This window comes from Leisingera sp. JC1 (assembly GCF_001679925.1).
GTDB lineage: Bacteria > Pseudomonadota > Alphaproteobacteria > Rhodobacterales > Rhodobacteraceae > Leisingera.
This window is the reverse complement of the sequence record NZ_LYUZ01000097.1, coordinates 21,522-41,877: the sequence shown is the minus strand read 5'-3', so window position 1 is coordinate 41,877 and position 20,356 is coordinate 21,522. Positions and strand designations below refer to the sequence as shown.

The following is a 20,356-nucleotide window of genomic DNA, read 5'->3' as shown; positions in this document are numbered from 1 at the left end:
CGGGCTGCTCGGTGCCTTTGCCCGCGGGCTGCGGCGCGATCAGGCAGCCGTCGCCGCGGCGCTTCGGGAACCATGGTCGAACGGGCAGACTGAAGGGCAGATTAACCGCCTCAAGACGCTCAAACGCCAGATGTATGGAAGGGCGAACATCGACCTGCTCAAAGCGCGGCTCGTTCAAGCGCTCTGATCTGAGGGAGGCCGAAGTTGCACCAAAACTGAGTCAGAGCCAATTTTGCACGCCGATTCACAGGATGAGCATTGAAACCGCCCTGCGGCGCGACGCCGCCAGGGAAGGGCATTCAGATCAATATCGACGACCGCGCGGTCACATTGACCGGGCGAGTGCGCACCGAGGCCGAACGGGATGCCGCCCGACGAGCTGCCTGGGCGGTGCCTGGCGTCAGCAGCGTAGTCGACGGTCTCAGCGTGGAACCGTGATCTGCCCAACTCAGAGAAGGTTCGCACAATGAACCGCGCCCATTGGCAGGACTGCGTGAGTTTCACTGCTGGCCTCTGGCTTTTACTGGCACCGCTTGCCTTCCGCATCGACTGGCCTGTCGGCCTTGACCTTACGCATATCGCCATGAACTCCCTGGCATCCGGTCTAGCGGCAGCGGCACTGGCCATGCTGGAAATGTTTGTCTTTCTCAGATGGCTGGAACTGGCCATCATGCTGCTTGGGCTTTGGGTAATCTGGGCGCCTTGGATGCTCGGTTTCTATCTGGTTCCCGCCGCACTGGCCCAATCACTGGTCTGCGGCTCTGTGCTGGCGCTGATGGGAGGCTTATCACTGCAGCAACCTTCTTGGGACGACATGCCCTGACCCTTTTCGCCATCGGGCAGCGGGCCATGGGAGACAATAGCCCGATCAGTCTTGTCAGCAGTCAATGCGCGCTTCGCAAAACCGTTCAAAATAGTTCTGGAGAGGCGAACAGCGAGGATGCCATGCCCGCACCGGACACGATAACCGCACAACATTGACGGGCGTCAACGGCGGAAGCTTCCCGCCTAGAAATATCCCCGTTTCCGCTTATAGCCTCGGCTCAGCCGCGCCGCCATTGACGGCTATCAATGGCCGGTCGCGGGGCGCTTTCCCATCCCGCCATACTGCTTGCGCCAGCGGTAATAAGTCTGCTCGGTGATGCGCACTTCGCGGATCGCATCCACCCGCGCCATCCCTTGCCCGACAAGGGGTCTGTTCCGGTAAGGGGCAGAATAGTACGATAAGACCCAAATTTTCTTGAGTGAAATCCGAAGGAAGTTGCTGCCAACCACCTATCGTTTGGCTACCACTTTGTAGCTCTCCCCCGCTACGCTCAATCACCTACACAACATAGTTGCATGGAGCTCTCTTCTGGCATAGTTTTGAAACATTCGGTACAAAATGGTTGATAACTATGAGGCCAAGAGAATTTGATGAGGGCGCGGTAGTTGACGCAGTCATGCGCACATTCTGGCGCAATGGCTATGCTGCGACTTCCATGAATGATCTGGTGGAAGCAACCGGCCTGTCCCGCAGCACGATTTACAATTCCTTTGGGGGCAAGAAAACGCTTTTTGCGCTTGCACTTAAAGAATATCGACGGGTAACCACCGAGAATGTCGCGATGATCTCCCGGACCGCTGATGTGCGGGGCAGCCTCCGCGCACTGTTGCTGTCCATCGTTGACGACGAGTTGAGCGACCACGAGGGCTTTGGCTGTTTTGCCGCCAACAGCAGCCTGGAGATTTCCGGCCGGGATCCGGAACTCAGTGCGCTGGTCGCGCAGCATTTCGAGCGGTTGGAAAGCGGGTTGCTGCGCCTTTTGAAGTACGGCCAAAAGGGTGGCGAAATTTCGCCTGATCGAGACTGCCAAATGCTATCCAGGTATTTTGTTGCTGTAATACAAGGCCTTAGAGTTGTTAGTAAAGGGCTTCCAGCGGCCTGCCGCAAGCCCTATCTGCACAGTATCGTCGAAGCCTCCATCGAAACGGTGTAACATCAACATGAAGATCTCCCTTTGGTTGTTGACTATTGTGGAATGATTGGTCCACAAGTAGTTTCAGATGCCAACCGTCCAAGTGGATTTGACACTACAGCGGTCGCTTTGACCCAGAAAACAGAGGTTTAACATGACAACTGACGCAATTTTGCCGCCGTCCCGCCCCGTACTACACGTGGCAGTTCTGGGGACTGGACTGATGGGAGGCCCAATGGCCCGCAATATCGCTGCGGCTGGTTGCCAAGTCAGTGTATGGAACCGCTCCCCCGACAAGGCGTTTTCATTGGCAGGGCCAGGTATCACCCCGGCTGCGGACCCCGCCGAGGCAGTTCAGAATGCCAGTGTCATTGTGACCATGCTGAAAGACGCAGGGGCCATTGCCGAAGCCATGTCAGTACTGCCGGATGCGGAGAGCGTGCCCGGGGCACCTGTCTGCTGGCTGCAGATGAGCACAGTCGGGCCGGCCGACATGCCCGGACTGGAGACGTTGGCGGCCCGCAAGGGGCTCACCCTGATCGACGCGCCGGTGCTTGGCACTCGCCAACCGGCAGAGGCGGGCCAGCTTCTCGTGCTGGCGGCCGGACCGGACAGCACCAAGGAAGTTGTGCAGCCGGTGCTGGATGCGGTCGGCAAAGCCACCCGCTGGCTGGACACTGCCCCCGGGATGGCGACCCGGCTGAAACTGGCCTTGAACAGCTGGGTCTTCGCTTTGACACACGGAGCGGCAGAGAGCCTGGCGCTGGCTCGCGGCCTGGGACTGGATCCGGAGCTAGTGGCGGACACTCTGCGTGGCGGGCCATTGGATACCCCTTTCTTTCAAATGAAAGCCCAAGCTATGGCCTCGGGCGATTTCGCTCCAGCATTCACCATCGATAATGCGGTCAAGGACAGTGCTTTGATCGTTGACGCCGCACTGAAAGCCGGGGTGAAGCTGGATTTGGCCGAGGCAGGCCTGAACCGCTACAGGCGGGTGCAGGACCAAGGCCATGGCGGCGCCGATATGGCCGCCACGTTTCTTGCCTAGCAGCACAGCTGCGCCCCAAGCCATTGATCGAAAATTTCAAAATTACAGGATTTAGTCATGAGTAATTTTCTGGGAAAACGGCTGCGCGTCGGTGTCGCCATTCCATCGACTAACACTTCGGCTCAGCCAGAGATGGAGGCCATGCGCCCCTTTGGCGTTACAAACCACATCGGCAGGATGATCATCGACGATGATTCCCTGACCCATGAGGAGGGCTTCAATCGGGTCATTGAAAATATCCGCAGCTCCACCCCGGACGCCATCCGCAGCCTGCGCCATTGCGGCACCGGGGCGATTATTGTTGCGGTATCTCCAGATGGATATTGGGAAGGCCACTCTGCGCATGAGGCTTTGCATGGCCGCCTTGCGAAAGCTGCAGGCGGTGCAAAGATCATCATGAGCGCAGACGCAATCCTGGCAGCGCTAAAAGCGCTTGGCGGTATCCGGAGAATTGGCCTGATTTCTCCTTACCTGGAACTGGGAGATGAACCGGTTTCGCGGTTCTTCACCGATAGCGGGATCGAGGTTGCGGCCATGCATGGTCTTGGCGGACGGACGCCGTCAAACATCTCCGACGTTACCCCAACAAACCTGCGTGACGCTGTGCTGGACGTTGACCGCCCGGAAGTGGAAGCCATTGTCCAAGTGGGGACCAATGTTCCCATGGCGGATTTTGCCGCTGCTGCCGAAACCTGGGTTGGCAAACCGGTGCTGTCGAACAATGCGGTTCTTTACTGGCACGCGCTGCGCAGCTGCGGTGTGACCGACCCGATCTCCGGTCGCGGTCTTCTTTACGAAAACCACTGACTCAGCCCGTAGCGGGCATACCTGCTGCTGGCATCTTTCTGAATAGCAACATACTCACTGTCGGCCTGCTCCGGCGGTGAGTGGCCGCCAGTTTTGTAATGAACATTCCAATACTTGACAGGACATACCATGAGCACCTCAAATTCGCTCCTTTCCAAACCCATTACCAACCGGCCTCAGCAAACCGATATCACCCGCGCGCTGCTGCGCACTGCGTCGGAACGCACCTCGTTGGTTGATATGCTGATGCTACAGGTGCGCTGCCGCGGCGAAGAAATCGCTGTATGCGACGATACCAGCGCGCTGCGCTATAGCGATCTGGCCGAATACGCCGCTCGCCTGGCCGCTCGCCTGAAACGTGCTGGTGTCGGCGCGGGCAGTCGTGTGGGGCTGTTCGCGGACTCCTCCGCCGAGATGATGGCGGGCCTCTGGGGTATTCTGTTCTCGGGCGGTGCCTATCTGCCGCTGGGCACCGATTATCCAGTGGACCGGCTCACTTACATGATCCGTGATGCCGGTATTGAAGTGATCGTCACCCAGGACAAGCTGCAGGGCCGCCTGGCTGAGATGATCCTGCCGGAAGTTACCGTGATTACTTTGGATGCGCTGGATGCGGTTTCTGGCCAGGAAGACAGCGATTGCTTGTGCGGCCCTGCTCTTCTGGAGGACGATCTGGCCTATATGATCTACACTTCCGGCACCACCGGCGCGCCAAAGGGCGTAGGCATTTCCCATGCCGCGATCCTCAACCAGCTGACCTGGCTGCAAACTGAGCAGAAGTTGCGGGTGGGTGAAGTCATTCTGCAGAAAACTCCCGTCAGCTTTGACGCCGCACAGTGGGAACTGCTGGCGGTCTGCTGCGGCGTTCAGGTTGTGATGGGCCGTCCCGGCGTTTACCGTGATCCAGAAGCTCTGATTGAGCAGGTCAAACAGCATGGGGTTACCATGCTGCAGGGGGTGCCAACCTTGCTGCAGGCACTGGTTGACCTCCCGGAATTCGAAAGCTGCACCACCGTCACCAGCCTGTTTAGCGGCGGCGAGGCCCTGACCCGCAAGCTGGCCACCAGGATTTTTGAAGCCCGCCCCGGCTGCCGCTTGGTAAACCTTTACGGGCCGACCGAATGCACCATTAACGCCACCGCCCAGACGGTGGATCCGGCGACGCTGGAAGACGGCCCGGAGATGATCCCGATCGGCCAGCCAGCCGCAAATACAAGCTGCTGGGTGCTGGATGAAAACCTGCAGCCGGTTGCTGAAGGTACGGCGGGCGAACTGTATATTGGCGGCCGCCAGCTGGCAAATGGCTATCACAATCGCGTCGAACTGACTGCCGAACGCTTTATCACCTGGGTCAGCCCGGCTGGCGGCATGCCGCTGCGGCTTTACAAAACCGGAGATATGGTGTGCCAAAATCCCGATGGCACCCTGCAATTCAGGGGCCGCGCCGACAATCAAGTCAAATTCCGCGGCTACCGGATTGAACTGGATGAAATCCGCTTGGCCATCGAGAACCACGACTGGGTCAAGGCTGCGGGTGTATTCATCAAGCCTCATGCCCGCACCGGCCAGCCGGTGCTTGCCGCGGGTATTGAGCTGAACCCGCGCGAAGCACCGCTGATGGATCAGGGCAATGCTGGCACCCATCACCACAGCAAGAAAAGCCGCTTGCAAGTGCGGGCTCAGCTGTCCGGCGCAGGCCTGCGCAGCTCGGCGGAAACCGACGGGCGCAAGACCTATACGCTGACGGGGGGCGATGCGGATGCGGCCCAGCGGAAGCTGGCGTTTGCCCGCAAAACTTACCGTTTCTATGAAGGCGGGGAGGTCTCGGCTCAGGATGTGCTTTCGGTCCTGTCACAGCCGGAACAGCCGGCCTCAGTTGCGGGCGGGCTTGAGGCGCTCAGCACCAGTGATCTGGGTTACCTGCTGCGCTGGCTGGGTCAGTTCACCAGCGAAGAGCGTCTGCTGCCCAAGCATGCCTATGCTTCGCCGGGTGCGCTGAACGCAACGCAGGTCTATGTGGAGCTGGCAAATGTCGCGGGGTTTGAACCAGGCTATTATTATTATCACCCGGCCCGCCATGAACTGGTTCTGACAGCGCCGCGCCTGGCCTCGGCCAAGCCGGTGATGCAGTTGCATTTCGTAGGCAAAATCCCGGCCATCGAGCCGGTCTACAAGAACAACATCCGCGAAGTTCTGGAATTTGAGACCGGCCATATCCTGGGCCTGATGGACCATGTCCTGCCGGCGCATGGGCTGGGCATCGGTACGGGCACTGATGCGCCGGATGCGCTGCCCCATCTGCAGTGCGGCCCGGGTCACATCTATATTGCCGGCTATACGGTCACGGCCCATGCAGACCGGCAGACCGAATTGCCGGTGGACTACTACGTCCAGGCGCATGGCAGCAAGGTCGCGGGGCTGGAGCCGGGGCATTACGCCTACCGTGATGGCGGTTTGCAGCCGTTCTCACGCCACATCATGGAACAGCGCCATGTGATCGCCATCAACCAGCGTGTCTATCAACGGGCCAGCGGCATGCTCTCGATAGTCAGCCGGAACGCAGAGCGCTGGCACGCCTATATCGACCTGGGCCGCAGCCTGCAGCGTATACAGCAGAACAGCTGCCGCATCGGAACCATGTCGTCGGGCTACAGCTCCAAATCCGGTAATGATCTTGTTGCGGCTACCCGCCTCAAGGACATCCTGAACGCGCAGGGCCTCCCCTCTGGCGCTTGCTACAGTGCGGTGTTCGGCAAGATCAGCGCCGAACAGATTGCGCATGAAGGCATGCATGAAGACAGCGTGCATATGGAAGGCCCGGCTGAACTGATCCGCCGCGACCTGCAATCTTCGCTGCCCGACTATATGGTGCCCAGCAAACTGGCACTGGTGCCATCGATGCCCTACAGCGCATCGGGCAAAGTGGATGTGAATGCCCTCAAAGCGTTCCCGGAGTTCGACGATGCCGCAGCCGAGCGCGAAATCATCGCACCCCGCAACAATACGGAAACCCGTCTGGCAGAGATCTGGTGCGCGCAAATGGGCATTGAGGAGGTCTCGGTACGAGACGATTTCTTTGAAATCGGGGGTGACTCGCTGAAAGCCGTCAAACTGGTGCAGGGCATCAACCGGGCCTTTAAAGCCAGCCTGCCGGTTCAGGTGCTGTTCGAAGACACAACAATCGAAGCGCTGGCTAGCCGTTTGGACGGCGGCAGTGCTGGCTCCAGCCTGTCGCGTGCAGTGCCATTGAAGAAAGGCAGGGGCAGCCCGGTATTTTGCTGGCCCGGTCTTGGCGGTTATCCGATGAACCTGCGTCATCTTGCACGGGAACTCGACACGCCCCGTCCCGTCATTGGAGTGCAGGCCTCTGGCGTGAACCTTGGTGAGCAGGTCTGCGGCTCGATCCAGGAAATGGCAGCTCGCGATGCCGAACTGATCCGTCAGGCGCAACCGGAAGGCCCCTACACGCTTTGGGGATATTCCTTTGGCGCGCGGGTGGCTTACGAGACCGCCTATCAGCTGGAGCAGGCAGGCAGTGAGGTGGCGGAGCTGACCCTGATCGCGCCAGGCTCTCCAGAGCTGCCCGGCGGCGATCCCGTGCGCGCGGATAAGCCCGCGCTATTCCGCGACCCGTCCTTCCTGACCATCCTGTATTCGGTCTTTGCCCAGACAATTGCTGCGGACCGGGTGGCTCCGGTGATCGAACAGGTTTCGGATCTGGACAGCTTCGTCGCGTATATCGCCGCCGAAAAGCCGGATCTCGACCCGGGCATGATCGGCCGTATCACCCGGCTGGTGGCACAGACCTATGCGCCCGAATACGGGCTGCAGATGGAACAGCGCCAAGTGGCCGCGCCGGTGCGCCTGTTCAAGGCGGCGGGCGACAATCTCTCCTTCCTGGAGGAAGCCACCCGCATTCTGGCCGCTCCGGCACCAGTCCACACGCTGGCTGCCGACCACTACGAACTTCTCAAACCCGGCGGCGTTGCCGAGCTGGCCGCTGCAATTCGCCGTCACGTTCCGGCATGGCAGCCGGCCCAGCCTGCAATCCGCAACCTGCAACAGACCTGATCCCATGCCCCACGTTATCATCAAGCATTTTGCCGCCACACTGACTGCTGAACAGCACGCAACCCTCTCAGAAGCCATTACCCGGTCGGTCACTCAGGCCTTTGGCTGCTCGGCACATGCGGTCTCAATCGCACTGCGCCCGGTGGCACCGGATGACTGGCACGGCAGCGTCTTTGTTCCGGACATCGAAACCCGGCCCCAAGAACTGATCAAATCGCCGGATTATTCGGCGGTTTGACCTTCCAGACGTCTCATCGAAAGGATTTCCCATGACCACACGCATCGCCAAAGCGTCACCAGCATTACTGCTGGTCGCGATATTCCTGATCTCACTGAACCTGCGCCCTGCAGTTGCTGCCATCGGCCCGCTGGTGTCGCAAATCCTGGGCGAAACCGGCGTCAACTCCACCATCATCGGCTTCCTGACTATGATCCCGGTGTTCCTGATGGGTATTGGCGCCATCTATGTGCGCCAGCTGCGCGCGGCCTTGGGCGAGCGCGGCGGCATCACTCTGGGCGCACTGATCATTGCCGTGTCCTGTGCCGCCCGCATGTGGCTGCCCACAGGTCCCGGCCTCCTCGTCACCGCCGCGGGGGCGGGGATCGGCATTGCCATGGTGCAATCACTGATGCCGGGTTTTGCCAAGCGCAACTTCGGTGCCGCAACCGGCCGGGTGATCGGCCTCTACTCCACCGGGATCGTGGCCGGCGCATCCATTGCAGCGGGCACAGCTGCAGGGCTTGCGTCCTCGCTGGAATGGACCGGCACTCTGGCCGCTTGGAGCCTGCCTGCGGTTCTCGCGGTTCTGATTTGGGCCATGGCTGCGCGCAACGCCGACAGTGAGCGCACAGCGCCTGCCCCCGCGGCGGGCACAACGCCGCCGCAGTTCTGGCGCAGCGCGCGTTGCTGGTCGCTGATGCTGTTTTTCGGGGTCGGCACCGGCGCCTTCATGCTGGTGATGGCCTGGATTCCGCCCTTCTACCTCGAACAGGGGCAGGATCAAGGGACCGCAGGCCTGTTGTTGTCTGCATTGACGGTGATCGAAGCTGTTACGGCCTTGGGCGTTGCAGCCTTTATCCATCATTTCCCGGATCGCCGCGGCCCCCTGGTCTTTGCGCTTGTCCTGACAGCTTTGGGTTTCGGCGTGCTGTACACCGCCCCGATTGATATGTCCTTCCTGGCAATGGCGTTGCTGGGTGTCGGCATTGGCATTCTGTTCCCGCTGTCAATCATCGTGGCCATCGATCACGTGGACGACCCCACAACCGCAGGCAACTTCACCTCTTTCGTGCAGGGCGGCGGCTATATTCTGGCCAGCTTCGTGCCATTGTCCGCTGGCGCCGTGCGGGATGCAATGTCGGACCTTAGCAATGTCTGGCTGGTTATGGCGGCAGGTTCTCTCCTGATGATCTTCCTTGCTGTTCGCTACTCTCCTGAAAGCTACAAACGTTTCTCCACCATGCTGCGCAGCGTTTCCCTGGACCGCGGACTGCGCGCAGCCGGCTAACACCAGTTCCTCCCCAAGCAGGTTCTCTCCTGCCGCGCTATCCCCGTTGCAAAACGGGGATAGCATTTGTTGTGCTAATGCTGATGCTTTATATGTACCTAGATAGAAGGTCAGCTCTGGTACCGCTTCAAGGTTCTGTAGACGGTGGGGCGCGACACTGAGAAAACTTCAGCCAGATCGTTGATCGAGTATTCGCCGGTGCCGTGCATACGGCACAGTTCTTTTTGTTGCCTCTCTGTCAGCTTGGGCTGCTTGCCACGCAGCTTGCCCTTAGCGCGAGCGATGGCCATGCCCTCTCTGGTACGCATGCGGATCAGGTCGGCTTCGAATTCGGCAAAGGTGGCGAGGATATTGAAGAACATCTTGCCCATCGGATCTGTCGGATCATAGACGGATGCGCCGAGGGCTAGCTTGACCCCTTTCTCCTGGAGCTGGTCGGAAATAGCGCGGGCATCGGGCACAGAGCGGGCCAGCCGGTCGAGCTTGGGCACGACAAGGGTGTCGCCTTCCCGCACAGCTGCAATGGCCTGATCCAAACCGGGCCGGGCGCGATTGGTGCCGGTCAAGCCATGATCCGTGTAAATGCGATCCGGGGCCACGCCGAGCTTTTGCAGTGCTTGTTTCTGCGCGGTAAGGTCCTGGCTGTCGGTGGAGCAGCGGGCGTATCCGATAAGTGTGGTGTTCATGGCCGAACTGTACGAATAAGGCCCCTTCATTGCAATTTATATCGTACTGCCTATATGAGACACTCACTCAGTCAGTTTTGTTGAAGGGATGTCGCGGCGGAAAAACGTCCGTTGAACGATCCTCTTACGGACAAGCCCCCCTCACGCATTGGAAACAGAATTGCCAAGACGCCAGATTTTGAGCGACCGACAGCGGGCAGCGTTGTTTGATCTTCCAGCCGATGAAGCAACCTTATTGCGGCACTACACGTTGGCTGATGATGACATCGAACACATTCGATCCCGCCGCCGGTCACACAATCGCTTCGGATTTGCTTTACAACTCTGTGTCTTTCGCTATCCGGGTCGGTTGTTGCAGCCGGGGGAGGTCATTCCATCCGAGATTACAGAGTTTCTGGCGGCACAGTTGGGCATAGCGCCTGAAGACTTGATAGATTACGCGCACCGGGCCGAAACCCGACGCGAACACCTTGCCGATCTGCGAGAGATTTACGGCTACAAGATGTTCTCGGGCCAGGGGGCACGTGATCTGAAAACATGGTTGGTACGGGAAGCGGAAACAGCACGGTCAAATTTGGATTTGGCGCGGCGGCTCGTGGAGCAATGTCGCCAGACGCAAACAATCCTGCCCGGTGTCTCCGTTGTTGAACGGCTTTGCGCTGATGCCCTGGTTGCCGCAGAACGGAAGATCGACAGCCGTATTGCGGAGCGTCTCAATGAACCCATGCAAGCCCAACTGGATTCATTGCTAACGGAACTGGTCGATGAGCGGGTCAGCCGATTTGTCTGGCTGCGTCAGTTTGAGGTCGGAAAAAACTCGTCCGGTGCCAGTCGCCTTCTGGATCGGCTGGAATTCTTGCAGGCGCTCGGAATTCCGAGAGAAGTTCTGGACGATGTGCCACCTCATCGGATTACCCGGTTGCGCAGACAGGGTGAACGGTATTTTGCGGACGGGTTGCGGGACATTTCCAGTGACCGGCGCCTAGCCATTCTGGCGGTTTGCACCGTCGAATGGCAAGCGGCCATCGCTGATGCTGTTGTCGAAACCCATGATCGGATCGTTGGGAAGACATGGCGCGATGCCAAGAGTTTGTGTGATACCCGCGTTGACGACGCAAAGGCCGCTGTGCAGCAAACCCTGCGCTCCTTCACCGAGTTGGGAACCGCCTTGCTTGCTGCACATAGCGATGGTGTATCCCTCGAAACCACTGTTTCGGACACACCCGGATGGACGGCTCTCGAAGAGCTGGTTGCGACATCGGCGCAGCTGACCAAGACCATGGCAGCGGATCCACTTGCTCATGTCATACAAGGACATCGCCGGTTCCGACGCTATGCCCCGCGCATGCTGAAATCGTTGGATATCAAGGCCGCCCCAGTCGCTATTCCCTTGATGAATGCCGCTGAGTTAATTGGCGGAAAAAGCGACCGGGTAAAACCGACAGATTTTCTGCGCAAAAACTCGAAATGGCATCGGCACCTTAAAGCGCAGCCGGAGGATGACCTGCGCCTCTGGGAGGTTGCAGCGCTGTTTCATCTGCGCGATGCCTTCCGATCCGGGGATATCTGGCTGCGGCATTCAAAACGCTGCGCTGATTTGAAGCAGGCCCTTGTGCCAATCTCCGCTGTTCCCGCCATCCCCAGATTGACCATGCCTCTTGATCCGGTCACTTGGCTCTCGGATCGAAAGGCGCGGATCACCGACGGCCTGAACCGTTTAGCACGTGCTACCAGGCACGGAGCCATCCCCGGCGGCTCTATTGAGCACGGCACACTGAAGATCGAGCGCCTAACAACCGTCGTCCCTGACGAGGCGGAGGCTCTCGTCCTCGATCTCTATCGGCAACTACCAGATATCCGCATCACCGACCTGCTTCTGGAAGTGGATGAGGCCACTGGATTCACAGACGCCTTTACCCATCTGCGAACAGGTGCGCCTTGCAAGGACAGGATTGGGCTGCTGAATGTTCTGCTGGCCGAGGGCTTGAACCTTGGACTGAGCAAGATGGCCGAGGCCACCAACACCCACGACTACCTCCAATTGTCCCGCCTGTCCCGATGGCACATCGAAAGCGAGGCCATCAACCGGGCATTGGCCACAGTCATTGACGCACAATCCACATTACCGATGGCAAAGTTCTGGGGTGCTGGTGTCACCGCGTCCAGTGATGGTCAATTCTTCCCGGCGGCGCGTCAGGGCGAGGCGATGAACCTAATCAACGCAAAATATGGCAATGAGCCGGGGTTGAAAGCCTATACCCATGTTTCCGACCAGTTCGGGCCATTCGCCACCCAGAACATTCCGGCGACGGTAAGCGAAGCGCCCTACATCCTCGACGGTTTGCTCATGAATGAAACCGGCAAGCGGATCAAAGAGCAATATGCCGATACGGGCGGCTTCACTGATCATGTCTTTGCTGTTTCGGCTCTGTTGGGCTATCGGTTCATCCCGCGTATTCGGGACCTACCATCCAAACACCTGTATGTGTTCGATCCCTCAACAGCCCCCAAAGAACTGCGCGGCCTGATTGGCGGCAAGGTCCGGGAAAATCTGATCGCCCAGAATTGGCCGGACATATTGCGTGCCGTTGCGACAATGGCGGCTGGTATCATGCCTCCCAGCCAATTGCTGAAAAAGTTCGCGTCATACCCGCGCCAGCATGAACTTGCAGTAGCGCTGCGGGAGATCGGCCGCATCGAGCGCACCCTGTTCATAATCGAATGGTTGCTGGACACCGACATGCAGCGCCGCGCCCAGGTCGGTTTGAACAAGGGTGAAGCGCATCACGCCCTCAAAAATGCTCTGCGTATTGGCAGGCAAGGTGAAATCCGGGACCGCACGGCTGAAGGTCAGCACTACAGGATGGCTGGCCTGAATCTATTGGCCGCGATCATCATCTATTGGAACACGGATCATCTCGGGCGCGCGGTTACGGCAAGATTGCACGATGGTCGAGATTGCCCGCCAGAGCTCCTGTCGCACATCTCACCACTCGGTTGGGCTCATATTCTGTTGACGGGCGAGTATAGGTGGCCAAAACGATGACCACTCCGGCTTAGCGTACTATCCTGCCCCCTACAGGAGCAGACCCCGACAAGCACCTCAACCTGCCGCAGCTTCGTGACAATTTCTTCGGGTTTGTGCCGCTTCGTTCCCATTCTGATCCTCCGTTTTCCTAAACATAACGGCGGACCACTTCACTGGGGGAGGATCACCTTCGCCGAACAGCAACGATCAATGCCCAAAACCTCGATGTCCATCAGACGCTCTTCTCCCCATCTATGCCCGCAACAATAGCGGCGGTTTGGTGGGAAGGCAGTTCAACCCATTAGCTCAACCAAGCACACGGCCCAATTCTCATGGGCGGATTGTCGGGGTGGGCATATTTGGCTAAAGTTGGTAGTCAATAAAACGGCACCCGAAGGTGCCGCAAACTTAAAACTATGAACTTTCGGTAGCCACCACTCACATAACATCGCTACCGGACTGCAGCAGAGATTAAGGAACTCCCCTCAAGTGTCAACATGAGACTTCCTTGATTTCTGTTGCAAGCTTTCAAAAACGAAGCAAGAATTCCAAGCAGTTGAACTTTAACCGGTGCCAAACATGAGTGAAATTTCCAAACTCGCAGAGCTGCGAAAAATGCTGTTGGGGATGGAGCAAGCTCTGGGGTTGGAGAATCTGTCAGCAGTGGAGCGGGATATTTATTATGCCGCCTGCGATATATCAGACAGCCAGGATGATTTTCGCACAATCGGATTACAGAAACATTCGCTAGTCGCCGGGATCTCGCGGCCGACCTTCTTCCGTGCGCTGAAGTCTCTGGTACAAAAAGGGTACCTGTCGCCAAGCGACACCTCCGACCGGGGCAAGTATGTCGTGAAACATCCTTCTGCCAAGAACTGACTTTCCACATGAGTGCCCGGTGGCTGATATGGGTCCGAGAGACCCTCACGGTATCTGGGCTATACATAGCGGCGTTCTGGTTGACCTCTTTGGTTTGGATGCCGATTCAAAATCTGTTCTTTGCAGAGTTCGTTCATTTTGCCAGCCTCTTGTATCTGCCGTTCGGTGTCTATGTTCTGACGGCCTGGTTGTTGGGCTGGCGTTCGGCGCTGGCGATACTGCCGGGTGTAATTTATGCCTTCTGGGTTTTGGGCGGGATGAACATCCTTCTTCCGAGCCGGATTATTTCTATCGTCATTGTTATTTGTGTTGCTCCGGCCGTTTTCCACCTGCTGGCACTAATCGGTTTGGACATTCGCCCGAAGGCGGGCAAACAGTCCTGCTGGATCTGTTTAATGACCGCAGGCATTTTGATCTCTGTCATTAAGTCCGTCCTGGTCAACAACGTATTGGGCAGCACTCCCTCGGAGTATGTTGCCTACATGATTGGCGATGTGTCGGGGCTGTTCTTCTTGATGTTGGCCCTGATGCTGTTCTTCCGCAGCATGCGCTCCGCCGGCCATTGAGGTGGGCACACCGGCACTCGTTGAGCGCTTCGGCAATGGCTCTAAGGGTCATCCCTTGTTTTGGAAGTGGGCGAACATGCTTTGAGACCTCCCGAGCGTTCCGCCGGAACATAAACCTTTCACCAACGAACTTCCTGCATAAAGTAAATGAGCGTCCTGCTGGCAGGCTCTGTGGCGCTCTGTTTCCTTCAGTGTCAGCGGGTGCCTTCGGGCGCCCGCTTTCCTTTTCGCCCCCAAGTCGCGTAATATCCAGTTGACTTCGACATAATACTCGAAGCCGCAGCCCATACTACCGAATGCTGCGTTTGGTCCGAACGGCAGCGGTGTTCGTCAGACCTACAGCATGCCCAGCCTGATCAATCGGCTGGTTGCGTTCACTTTTGCCGTGCAGCATCGTTTCTATCGCAGTTCGTCAAAATGGAACCGATCCGTGATACTTCCTCAATAAGCAGGTCGAGGTCCTCGCGCCTTGTGCGATGGTTGCAAATTGCCGCACGAAGGCAGTGATGTCCGGCAACATAGGTGTCGGAAACCGCGGCGATGCCGGTTTCCTGCATCCGCAGCATGATCTCCGTGTTCAATTCACGCAGCTCGGCCTCTTGCATTCTTCCGGGAGAGTACCGGAAACAGACGATGTTGATTTCCGTTGGCGCCATCAGTTGCAGATCTGGCGCGCGCTCGATCAAGCCACTGAGATAGCGGGCCTGCGCAATGTTTTGGTCTATTAGCCGGCCAAATTTCTCTACGCCATGCTCCTTAAGCGTCAGCCATACTTTCAACGCCCGAAACGCACGGGAGGTTTGGAGATTGTAATCATGCAGATACTCGGTCGCCGCGATACCGCGCGGTTTTTCCTCAAGATACTCTGGATGCACGGCAAACGTATTCCGATGCGTGGTTGCGTCCCGGACCAGCGCACAACCGGCTTCAAAGGGCACGTGCAGCCATTTGTGCGGATCGAGAGCCATTGAATCGGCCACTTCCAGCCCTTTGACCAATTGCCGGTTCTCCGGCGCGATTGCGGCCAGCGCGCCGATACAGCCGTCCACGTGGAACCAAAGTTTCTCAGCTTTGCAAAGGGCGCTGATCGCCGACAGGTCATCAATGGCACCGGTATTCACCGTGCCAGCGGTCGCAATAACGCAGGCAGGACGGTGGCCCGCCTCCCGGTCCTCGGCGATCATCTGCTTCAGAACACTTACATCCATGCGGTAATCCGGCCCTGTGGGCACCCGCCGTAAGGCCTTGTTGCCCAGTCCCAAGAGCTCAACCGCCTTTTGATGGCAGCTGTGTACTTGATCGGAGCCATAAAAACGCAGCTGTTGCGGGATAGCAGCCACCCCTTCGGCCCGAACGTCGACGCTCGCCATTGCGTTGCGCGCGGCAGTCAGCCCGATGATATTGGCCATGGAGCCACCGCTGACCAAAGTCCCCCCTGCGTTCTGAGGAAAGCCCATCATCTGTTTCAGCCAGTCCACGACCTGGCGGTCCATCAAGGCTGCGGCGTTGTTACCGCCGCCAAGATTGGAACCATCAATGGCCGCAATGAACTCAGCCAACGCGCCGCTGAAACTGCCCGCCCCCATGTACCACATCCAAAACCGCGGATGAATGTTGCCCATCGGATAGGGCATCAGCAACTCCTGAAGGTCCCGATAAACTTCGGAAATCGGGTGCGGTTGGTTTGGCAGCGGTGCCGCAAACGCTTCCCTTACGTGAGTGGGCATATCTTTCCAGACCGGACGGTCCCGCACCTCCCGAATATGCGCAATAGCATCGTCAATGACCTGATGTGCTAGCCCTTGCAGCGCCTCCCAGTCGCACGGGTCCAGAGTTTCTTCGGCCGAATCCTGACGTTGAATGTCCATCGCTGCCCCTCCACAGTCGCTAACCAATTTTTTTGTCATCAGTCACAAATCCTTGGATCCAGAATAGCACAATTGCGCGTTATGAGTGCTAGCGGCCAAAATGGCAGTTCAGAAACATTGCGTTCGCTCAGCCCATAGGAGTGAGTGGCGGTTCCTTTTCCTTTCTGAATCCCATTTTCTGCTTTGCAGGGAGCTCACTTTCAACGGTCTGTATCAACCCGGAAAGCTAGGGGCACAGGATCTAACATGAGAAAGTGTGGGCCGTTGTCGGGGCTGGCATGTTGACCCTACTTGCGCTAGAAAATTTCCTGAGGTCAGCGACTTCAGGAGAAACCAGCCACTCGGCCATCCACATTTAGGAGCTGTTTTCATAGATATACTGGGTCATGTGACCGGACATATGAAAACGCGCTCCGGCAGCTTGCTGCGTGGGGTGTGGGACAAATCTGAGGCCTCCGGGCCGAAACCGGCGCTCCAAAGCACCCGGTAAGCCATTCAACAGACTGGCTTTCCCGCCTGCGGTGTGCAGAGCGGATTTGCGCATGGCTGTCTTCCATCTCTGCTTCAGGAAAAATTCCGCGCCGCTTCCCGGGAAGCGGCCAGGAGAAGCAGGGAAGCAGCATATTTCAGGAAGGAAATCCGTGTCACATTCCAGGCGAGCATGCCATTTGATTAACTGCTGGGGCGCAGCGGGATGCCACGGGAAGTCTACCAGAGAGAGTGAAACCAGTTGCGTTTCCCAGGCGGGATGTCTCTCTACCTTTCAATCTCCACGATTAGCAGTGCGGCACGGGATCTACTCGGAATGATCGACCTGCAGCTCAATGTCGGTGATGTAATTGGCGCCCATAAAGCGCCTGAAGCGGTCATGAAACCCCCGGGTGTGCGCATGTGCCAGCGCGTCCGCGCGCTCCACGTCGCGTGCTTCTATTGCGTCAATCATCTCATGATGCTCAGAACCGAGAAGCTCGTCTTCAGTGGACTCCTGAATGTAGTCGAAAAGCATGTGGAGAATGCGCCGCCCTTCATCCAAGAGCATCCCGTAGGACCGGGTGAAATACGGGTTGCGGCCGGCTTCGGCGACGGCCATGTGGAAATCCTTGTTCGTGGCCGACATTTTCAGATGGCCGCCGTTCTTGCAGGCAACGTCAAAAGCTGCCGCCTTTTTCCGCATCCGTTCAATGTCCGCGGGCTGGCGGTGCTGAGCGGCCAACCGCATGGTGATGCGCTGATTAAGATCCAGGGCCTCAACGTAGCGGGGGAAATCCGCGAGGTTCACCGGCGATACTAACGTTGACCGGTTCGACAGCATTTCCACCAGCCCTTCTGCCGACAGGCGTATCAGAGCTTCGCGGATCGGGGCGCGTGACATCGTAAACCGCTGCGCCAGAGAGGTTTCATCCAGGGGCACACCCGGTTTCAGGTCCAGCGAGAGAATCTCCGTCTTGAGCACATCATAGACATGTTTTCCGCCGCCTCCCTTTGCTGGCTTGGCGGGCTGCTTGGCCTCTGCGGCGGTCTTTGCGCTCATGAATCGGCCTTTCTTCAACAGGTTCCGTGGTCCAGCAGATAGCGGAAACGGTGCTTGAAACAAATCTATTGACTTGTCGCCACTGTGTCGACAACAATCATGTCAACAAAATGTCGACAACGGTGGAGGATAGTATGGCGACGAACATGAAATGGCTTGGAGCAGCGGCTGGCGGTGTGTTGACGCTGGCGGCAACCGGTGCGGCCGCGGAAGGCCGCCTTGGCACAGTCCTGGAGAGGGGATCGCTCTTGTGTTCAGGTCACAACGGGTCGTTCCTTGGCTTTGCGGAAGTGGATGACCAAGGCCAGTGGAAGGGGGTCGATATCGACCTTTGCAAAGCTCTGGCAGCCGGACTCTTTGGCAAGTCCGAAGGGCATTTGGAGATTGTGCCAATCAGCTGGGCGCAGCGCTGGCCTGCGCTTCAGTCAGGCGACATCGATGTGGTGATCAAGGTTTCCGGCTGGACCCAAAGCCGGGATACCGAGCTGAACCTTTCTTATTCCACCCCCTACTTCATCGGCGCGTTTCAAGCGATGGCGAAAGCTGACTTGGGGGCGGAACGGATTGCCGACCTCGACGGCGGTTCGCTTTGCGTGGCCGCCGGCACTTCTACCGAGCGCGCGCTGGCGACCTTCCTTGAGACCAACAATATCGAGGCCGAACTGCTGACCTTCGAAAATGGCGACGAACTCCGGAATTCCTACTACGAAGGCCGTTGCGATGCGATGGTGGAGTGGGCGCCCTCGCTTGCCGCAGGCCGGGTCGACGCACCGGACGGTGCCGACAACCACGTTATCCTGCCTGATGTCATCGCGCTGGAAGCTGAGGGCATAATCGTGCCCGAAGGCGACCCGGACTGGCTGGATGTGCAGAACTGGATGCTGTCTTCTCTGTGGTTCGCTGAGGTGGAGGGCATCACTTCCGAAAATGTGGACGAGTTCAAGGCCAACCCGCCGTCGGAAACAGTGGCCAAGTTCCTTGGCAATACGCCTGGCTATGGTGACCGCCTGGGGCTGTCCAACGACTGGGCCTACAACATGATCAAGGAAGTCGGCAACTTCGCCGAGATTTATGACCGCAACATCGGCGAGGGCTCCCCCTACGGACTGCCGCGCGGCGTGAACTCACTCTACAATGCGGGCGGTGTCTTTTATCCGTTCATCATCGACTGATGATCCCCTGGCCCGGCTCACGGCCGGGCCCCCTCCCTTTAATCCGCCGTGTGGAAGGAGCAGGCTATGGCTGCCATCCTCAAGGACAGGCGCGTACGGGAAACCGTGCTGCAAGGCGCCTTTGTCGGATCCATCATCCTGGTTGTAGTTGTTTTCGCCGTGACCGCTCGAGCTAATCTCGAAGCGCAAGGGCTTACTTCGGGCTTCGGGTTTCTCGAGCGCTCGACCGGCTGGCGGATCAGCTTCTCGTTGATCGAATACTCAACCTCCTCGCCTTACTGGAAAGCAATTCTGGTTGGCATACTGAATTCCTTGTTCCTAGGTGCCATCGCTCTGCCCCTGGCTACGATCCTTGGTGTTACCGTCGGTGTGATGCGCACTTCCGGCAATGGAATGGCAGAACTGGTCGGTGCTACTTTTGTTGAGCTGTTCCGAAATGTGCCGCTGATCCTGCAATTGCTTTTCTGGTATGCGCTTCTTCTGGCGCTGCCCTCGCCACGCGACGCCGAGCCGGTGCTGGGAAGTATCGCCCTGACCGGGCGGGGTATTTATGTTCCGGGCCTCAACGTCGCAGGGGGGGCAGTCTTTGCCGCAGCACTTATTCTGCTCCTGGCGTTCGGTCTTTCGCTTTGGCTCAAAGCGAAGCGCTGGCCCAATCTTCACCTTAAAGACGCTGGGCGCGAACGCGGTGGCCTGTGGGTGCTGGCACTGCTGGCCGTGGTTGCAGCTTTTTGGCTGGGCCGCCTTCCTGAAACCCCTTTCCTCAGCGTTCCAGAACCAAAGGGTCTCAACTATCGCGGCGGCATCCGCATCTCTCCGGAGCTCATGGCCTGTGTCATCGCCATTTCGATCTATGGGGCTGCCTATATAGCCGAGATTGTGCGCGCCGGGTTCAATGCCGTCCCTAAGGGGCAAGGCGAAGCCGGGCACGCCTTAGGCCTGACGAACTGGCAGATCTTCAGCCGCATCCGTCTGCCGCTGGCGATCCGTATCGTCATGCCGACGCTGATCAACCAGTATGTATGGCTGTTCAAGGCCACCACGATTGGCATTGCCATCAGCTTCACTGACTTCTTCATGGTGATTTCGACCGCAATCAACCAGTCGGGCCAGACGCTCGAACTGATCGCCATCCTGATGAGCGGCTTCCTGATTATCAACTACTCCATTGCCTGGGTGCTGAATCGCGTCAACGCCGCGATCAAGCTCCGCGGCACCCAGCTGAGGATCTGAG

The 20,356-nt window shown here is 58.2% G+C and carries 18 protein-coding genes; 14 read left to right on the top strand and 4 right to left on the bottom strand.

Features of this window, described 5'->3' with window-relative positions:
• The 3 genes from A9D60_RS14930 to A9D60_RS14925 all read left to right on the top strand — a co-directional run.
• The coding region (locus A9D60_RS14930) for a transposase (protein ID WP_141117935.1) at nucleotides 1-187 on the top strand (187 nt) is incomplete at its 5' end.
• Between the two features lie 71 nt (nucleotides 188-258).
• A complete protein-coding gene (locus A9D60_RS27365; protein WP_083194218.1) occupies nucleotides 259-438 on the top strand; it encodes a BON domain-containing protein in 180 nt (59 codons plus the stop codon).
• Nucleotides 439-466: 28 nt separating this feature from the next.
• Nucleotides 467-823 carry an SPW repeat domain-containing protein gene (locus tag A9D60_RS14925; protein ID WP_065268320.1) on the top strand — a complete coding sequence of 119 codons (357 nt, stop codon included), beginning with the start codon at nucleotides 467-469 and terminating at the stop codon, nucleotides 821-823.
• Between the two features lie 245 nt (nucleotides 824-1,068).
• Here A9D60_RS14925 and A9D60_RS27360 read toward each other — a convergent pair whose 3' ends face one another.
• Complete coding sequence (locus A9D60_RS27360; RefSeq protein ID WP_254656705.1) at nucleotides 1,069-1,176, bottom strand: transposase; 108 nt, start codon at nucleotides 1,174-1,176, stop codon at nucleotides 1,069-1,071.
• 266 nt (nucleotides 1,177-1,442) lie between these two features.
• On the opposite strand from A9D60_RS27360, the gene A9D60_RS14915 reads away from it, so the two are divergent.
• The 6 genes from A9D60_RS14915 to A9D60_RS14890 all read left to right on the top strand — a co-directional run bounded on the left by A9D60_RS14915 (nucleotide 1,443) and on the right by A9D60_RS14890 (nucleotide 9,392).
• The gene (locus A9D60_RS14915) at nucleotides 1,443-1,979 is read left to right on the top strand and encodes a TetR/AcrR family transcriptional regulator (protein ID WP_175392970.1); all 537 of its coding nucleotides are present in this window, start codon (nucleotides 1,443-1,445) and stop codon (nucleotides 1,977-1,979) included.
• Between the two features lie 133 nt (nucleotides 1,980-2,112).
• On the top strand, nucleotides 2,113-3,006 hold the full coding sequence (locus tag A9D60_RS14910; RefSeq protein WP_065268317.1) for an NAD(P)-dependent oxidoreductase: 894 nt from the start codon (nucleotides 2,113-2,115) through the stop codon (nucleotides 3,004-3,006).
• A gap of 57 nt (nucleotides 3,007-3,063) precedes the next feature.
• Nucleotides 3,064-3,813 (top strand): maleate cis-trans isomerase family protein, encoded by a 750-nt coding sequence (locus A9D60_RS14905; RefSeq protein ID WP_065268316.1) that lies wholly within the window; start codon nucleotides 3,064-3,066, stop codon nucleotides 3,811-3,813.
• Between the two features lie 129 nt (nucleotides 3,814-3,942).
• Nucleotides 3,943-7,884: an amino acid adenylation domain-containing protein gene (locus A9D60_RS14900; protein ID WP_083194217.1), complete on the top strand. Its 3,942-nt coding sequence runs from the start codon at nucleotides 3,943-3,945 to the stop codon at nucleotides 7,882-7,884.
• Nucleotides 7,885-7,888: 4 nt separating this feature from the next.
• Nucleotides 7,889-8,122 (top strand): tautomerase family protein, encoded by a 234-nt coding sequence (locus A9D60_RS14895; RefSeq protein WP_065268315.1) that lies wholly within the window; start codon nucleotides 7,889-7,891, stop codon nucleotides 8,120-8,122.
• Between the two features lie 31 nt (nucleotides 8,123-8,153).
• The gene (locus A9D60_RS14890; protein WP_083194216.1) at nucleotides 8,154-9,392 is read left to right on the top strand and encodes an MFS transporter; all 1,239 of its coding nucleotides are present in this window, start codon (nucleotides 8,154-8,156) and stop codon (nucleotides 9,390-9,392) included.
• 110 nt (nucleotides 9,393-9,502) lie between these two features.
• Here the strand turns inward: A9D60_RS14890 and A9D60_RS14885 are convergent, their stop codons facing one another.
• The gene (locus A9D60_RS14885) at nucleotides 9,503-10,078 is read right to left on the bottom strand and encodes a recombinase family protein (protein ID WP_065268314.1); all 576 of its coding nucleotides are present in this window, start codon (nucleotides 10,076-10,078) and stop codon (nucleotides 9,503-9,505) included.
• A 160-nt stretch (nucleotides 10,079-10,238) separates the two neighbouring features.
• Here A9D60_RS14885 and A9D60_RS14880 point away from each other — a divergent pair, with 160 nt between their 5' ends.
• The 3 genes from A9D60_RS14880 to A9D60_RS14870 all read left to right on the top strand — a co-directional run bounded on the left by A9D60_RS14880 (nucleotide 10,239) and on the right by A9D60_RS14870 (nucleotide 14,551).
• Entirely contained in the window at nucleotides 10,239-13,124 is a 2,886-nt protein-coding gene (locus A9D60_RS14880; protein WP_065268313.1) for a Tn3 family transposase, read from the top strand.
• Between the two features lie 561 nt (nucleotides 13,125-13,685).
• Complete coding sequence (locus A9D60_RS14875; protein WP_065268312.1) at nucleotides 13,686-13,985, top strand: hypothetical protein; 300 nt, start codon at nucleotides 13,686-13,688, stop codon at nucleotides 13,983-13,985.
• A gap of 8 nt (nucleotides 13,986-13,993) precedes the next feature.
• Nucleotides 13,994-14,551: a hypothetical protein gene (locus tag A9D60_RS14870; protein ID WP_065268311.1), complete on the top strand. Its 558-nt coding sequence runs from the start codon at nucleotides 13,994-13,996 to the stop codon at nucleotides 14,549-14,551.
• Between the two features lie 374 nt (nucleotides 14,552-14,925).
• On the opposite strand, the gene A9D60_RS14865 is transcribed toward A9D60_RS14870, so the two are convergent.
• Nucleotides 14,926-16,419 carry a pyridoxal phosphate-dependent decarboxylase family protein gene (locus A9D60_RS14865; RefSeq protein WP_065268310.1) on the bottom strand — a complete coding sequence of 498 codons (1,494 nt, stop codon included), beginning with the start codon at nucleotides 16,417-16,419 and terminating at the stop codon, nucleotides 14,926-14,928.
• 796 nt (nucleotides 16,420-17,215) lie between these two features.
• Nucleotides 17,216-17,950: a GntR family transcriptional regulator gene (locus A9D60_RS14860; protein ID WP_065268309.1), complete on the bottom strand. Its 735-nt coding sequence runs from the start codon at nucleotides 17,948-17,950 to the stop codon at nucleotides 17,216-17,218.
• Nucleotides 17,951-18,084: 134 nt separating this feature from the next.
• Here A9D60_RS14860 and A9D60_RS14855 point away from each other — a divergent pair, with 134 nt between their 5' ends.
• The gene (locus A9D60_RS14855; protein ID WP_217434199.1) at nucleotides 18,085-19,122 is read left to right on the top strand and encodes a transporter substrate-binding domain-containing protein; all 1,038 of its coding nucleotides are present in this window, start codon (nucleotides 18,085-18,087) and stop codon (nucleotides 19,120-19,122) included.
• Between the two features lie 66 nt (nucleotides 19,123-19,188).
• Nucleotides 19,189-20,355: an amino acid ABC transporter permease gene (locus A9D60_RS14850; protein ID WP_083194215.1), complete on the top strand. Its 1,167-nt coding sequence runs from the start codon at nucleotides 19,189-19,191 to the stop codon at nucleotides 20,353-20,355.
• Nucleotide 20,356 lies beyond the last annotated feature (1 nt).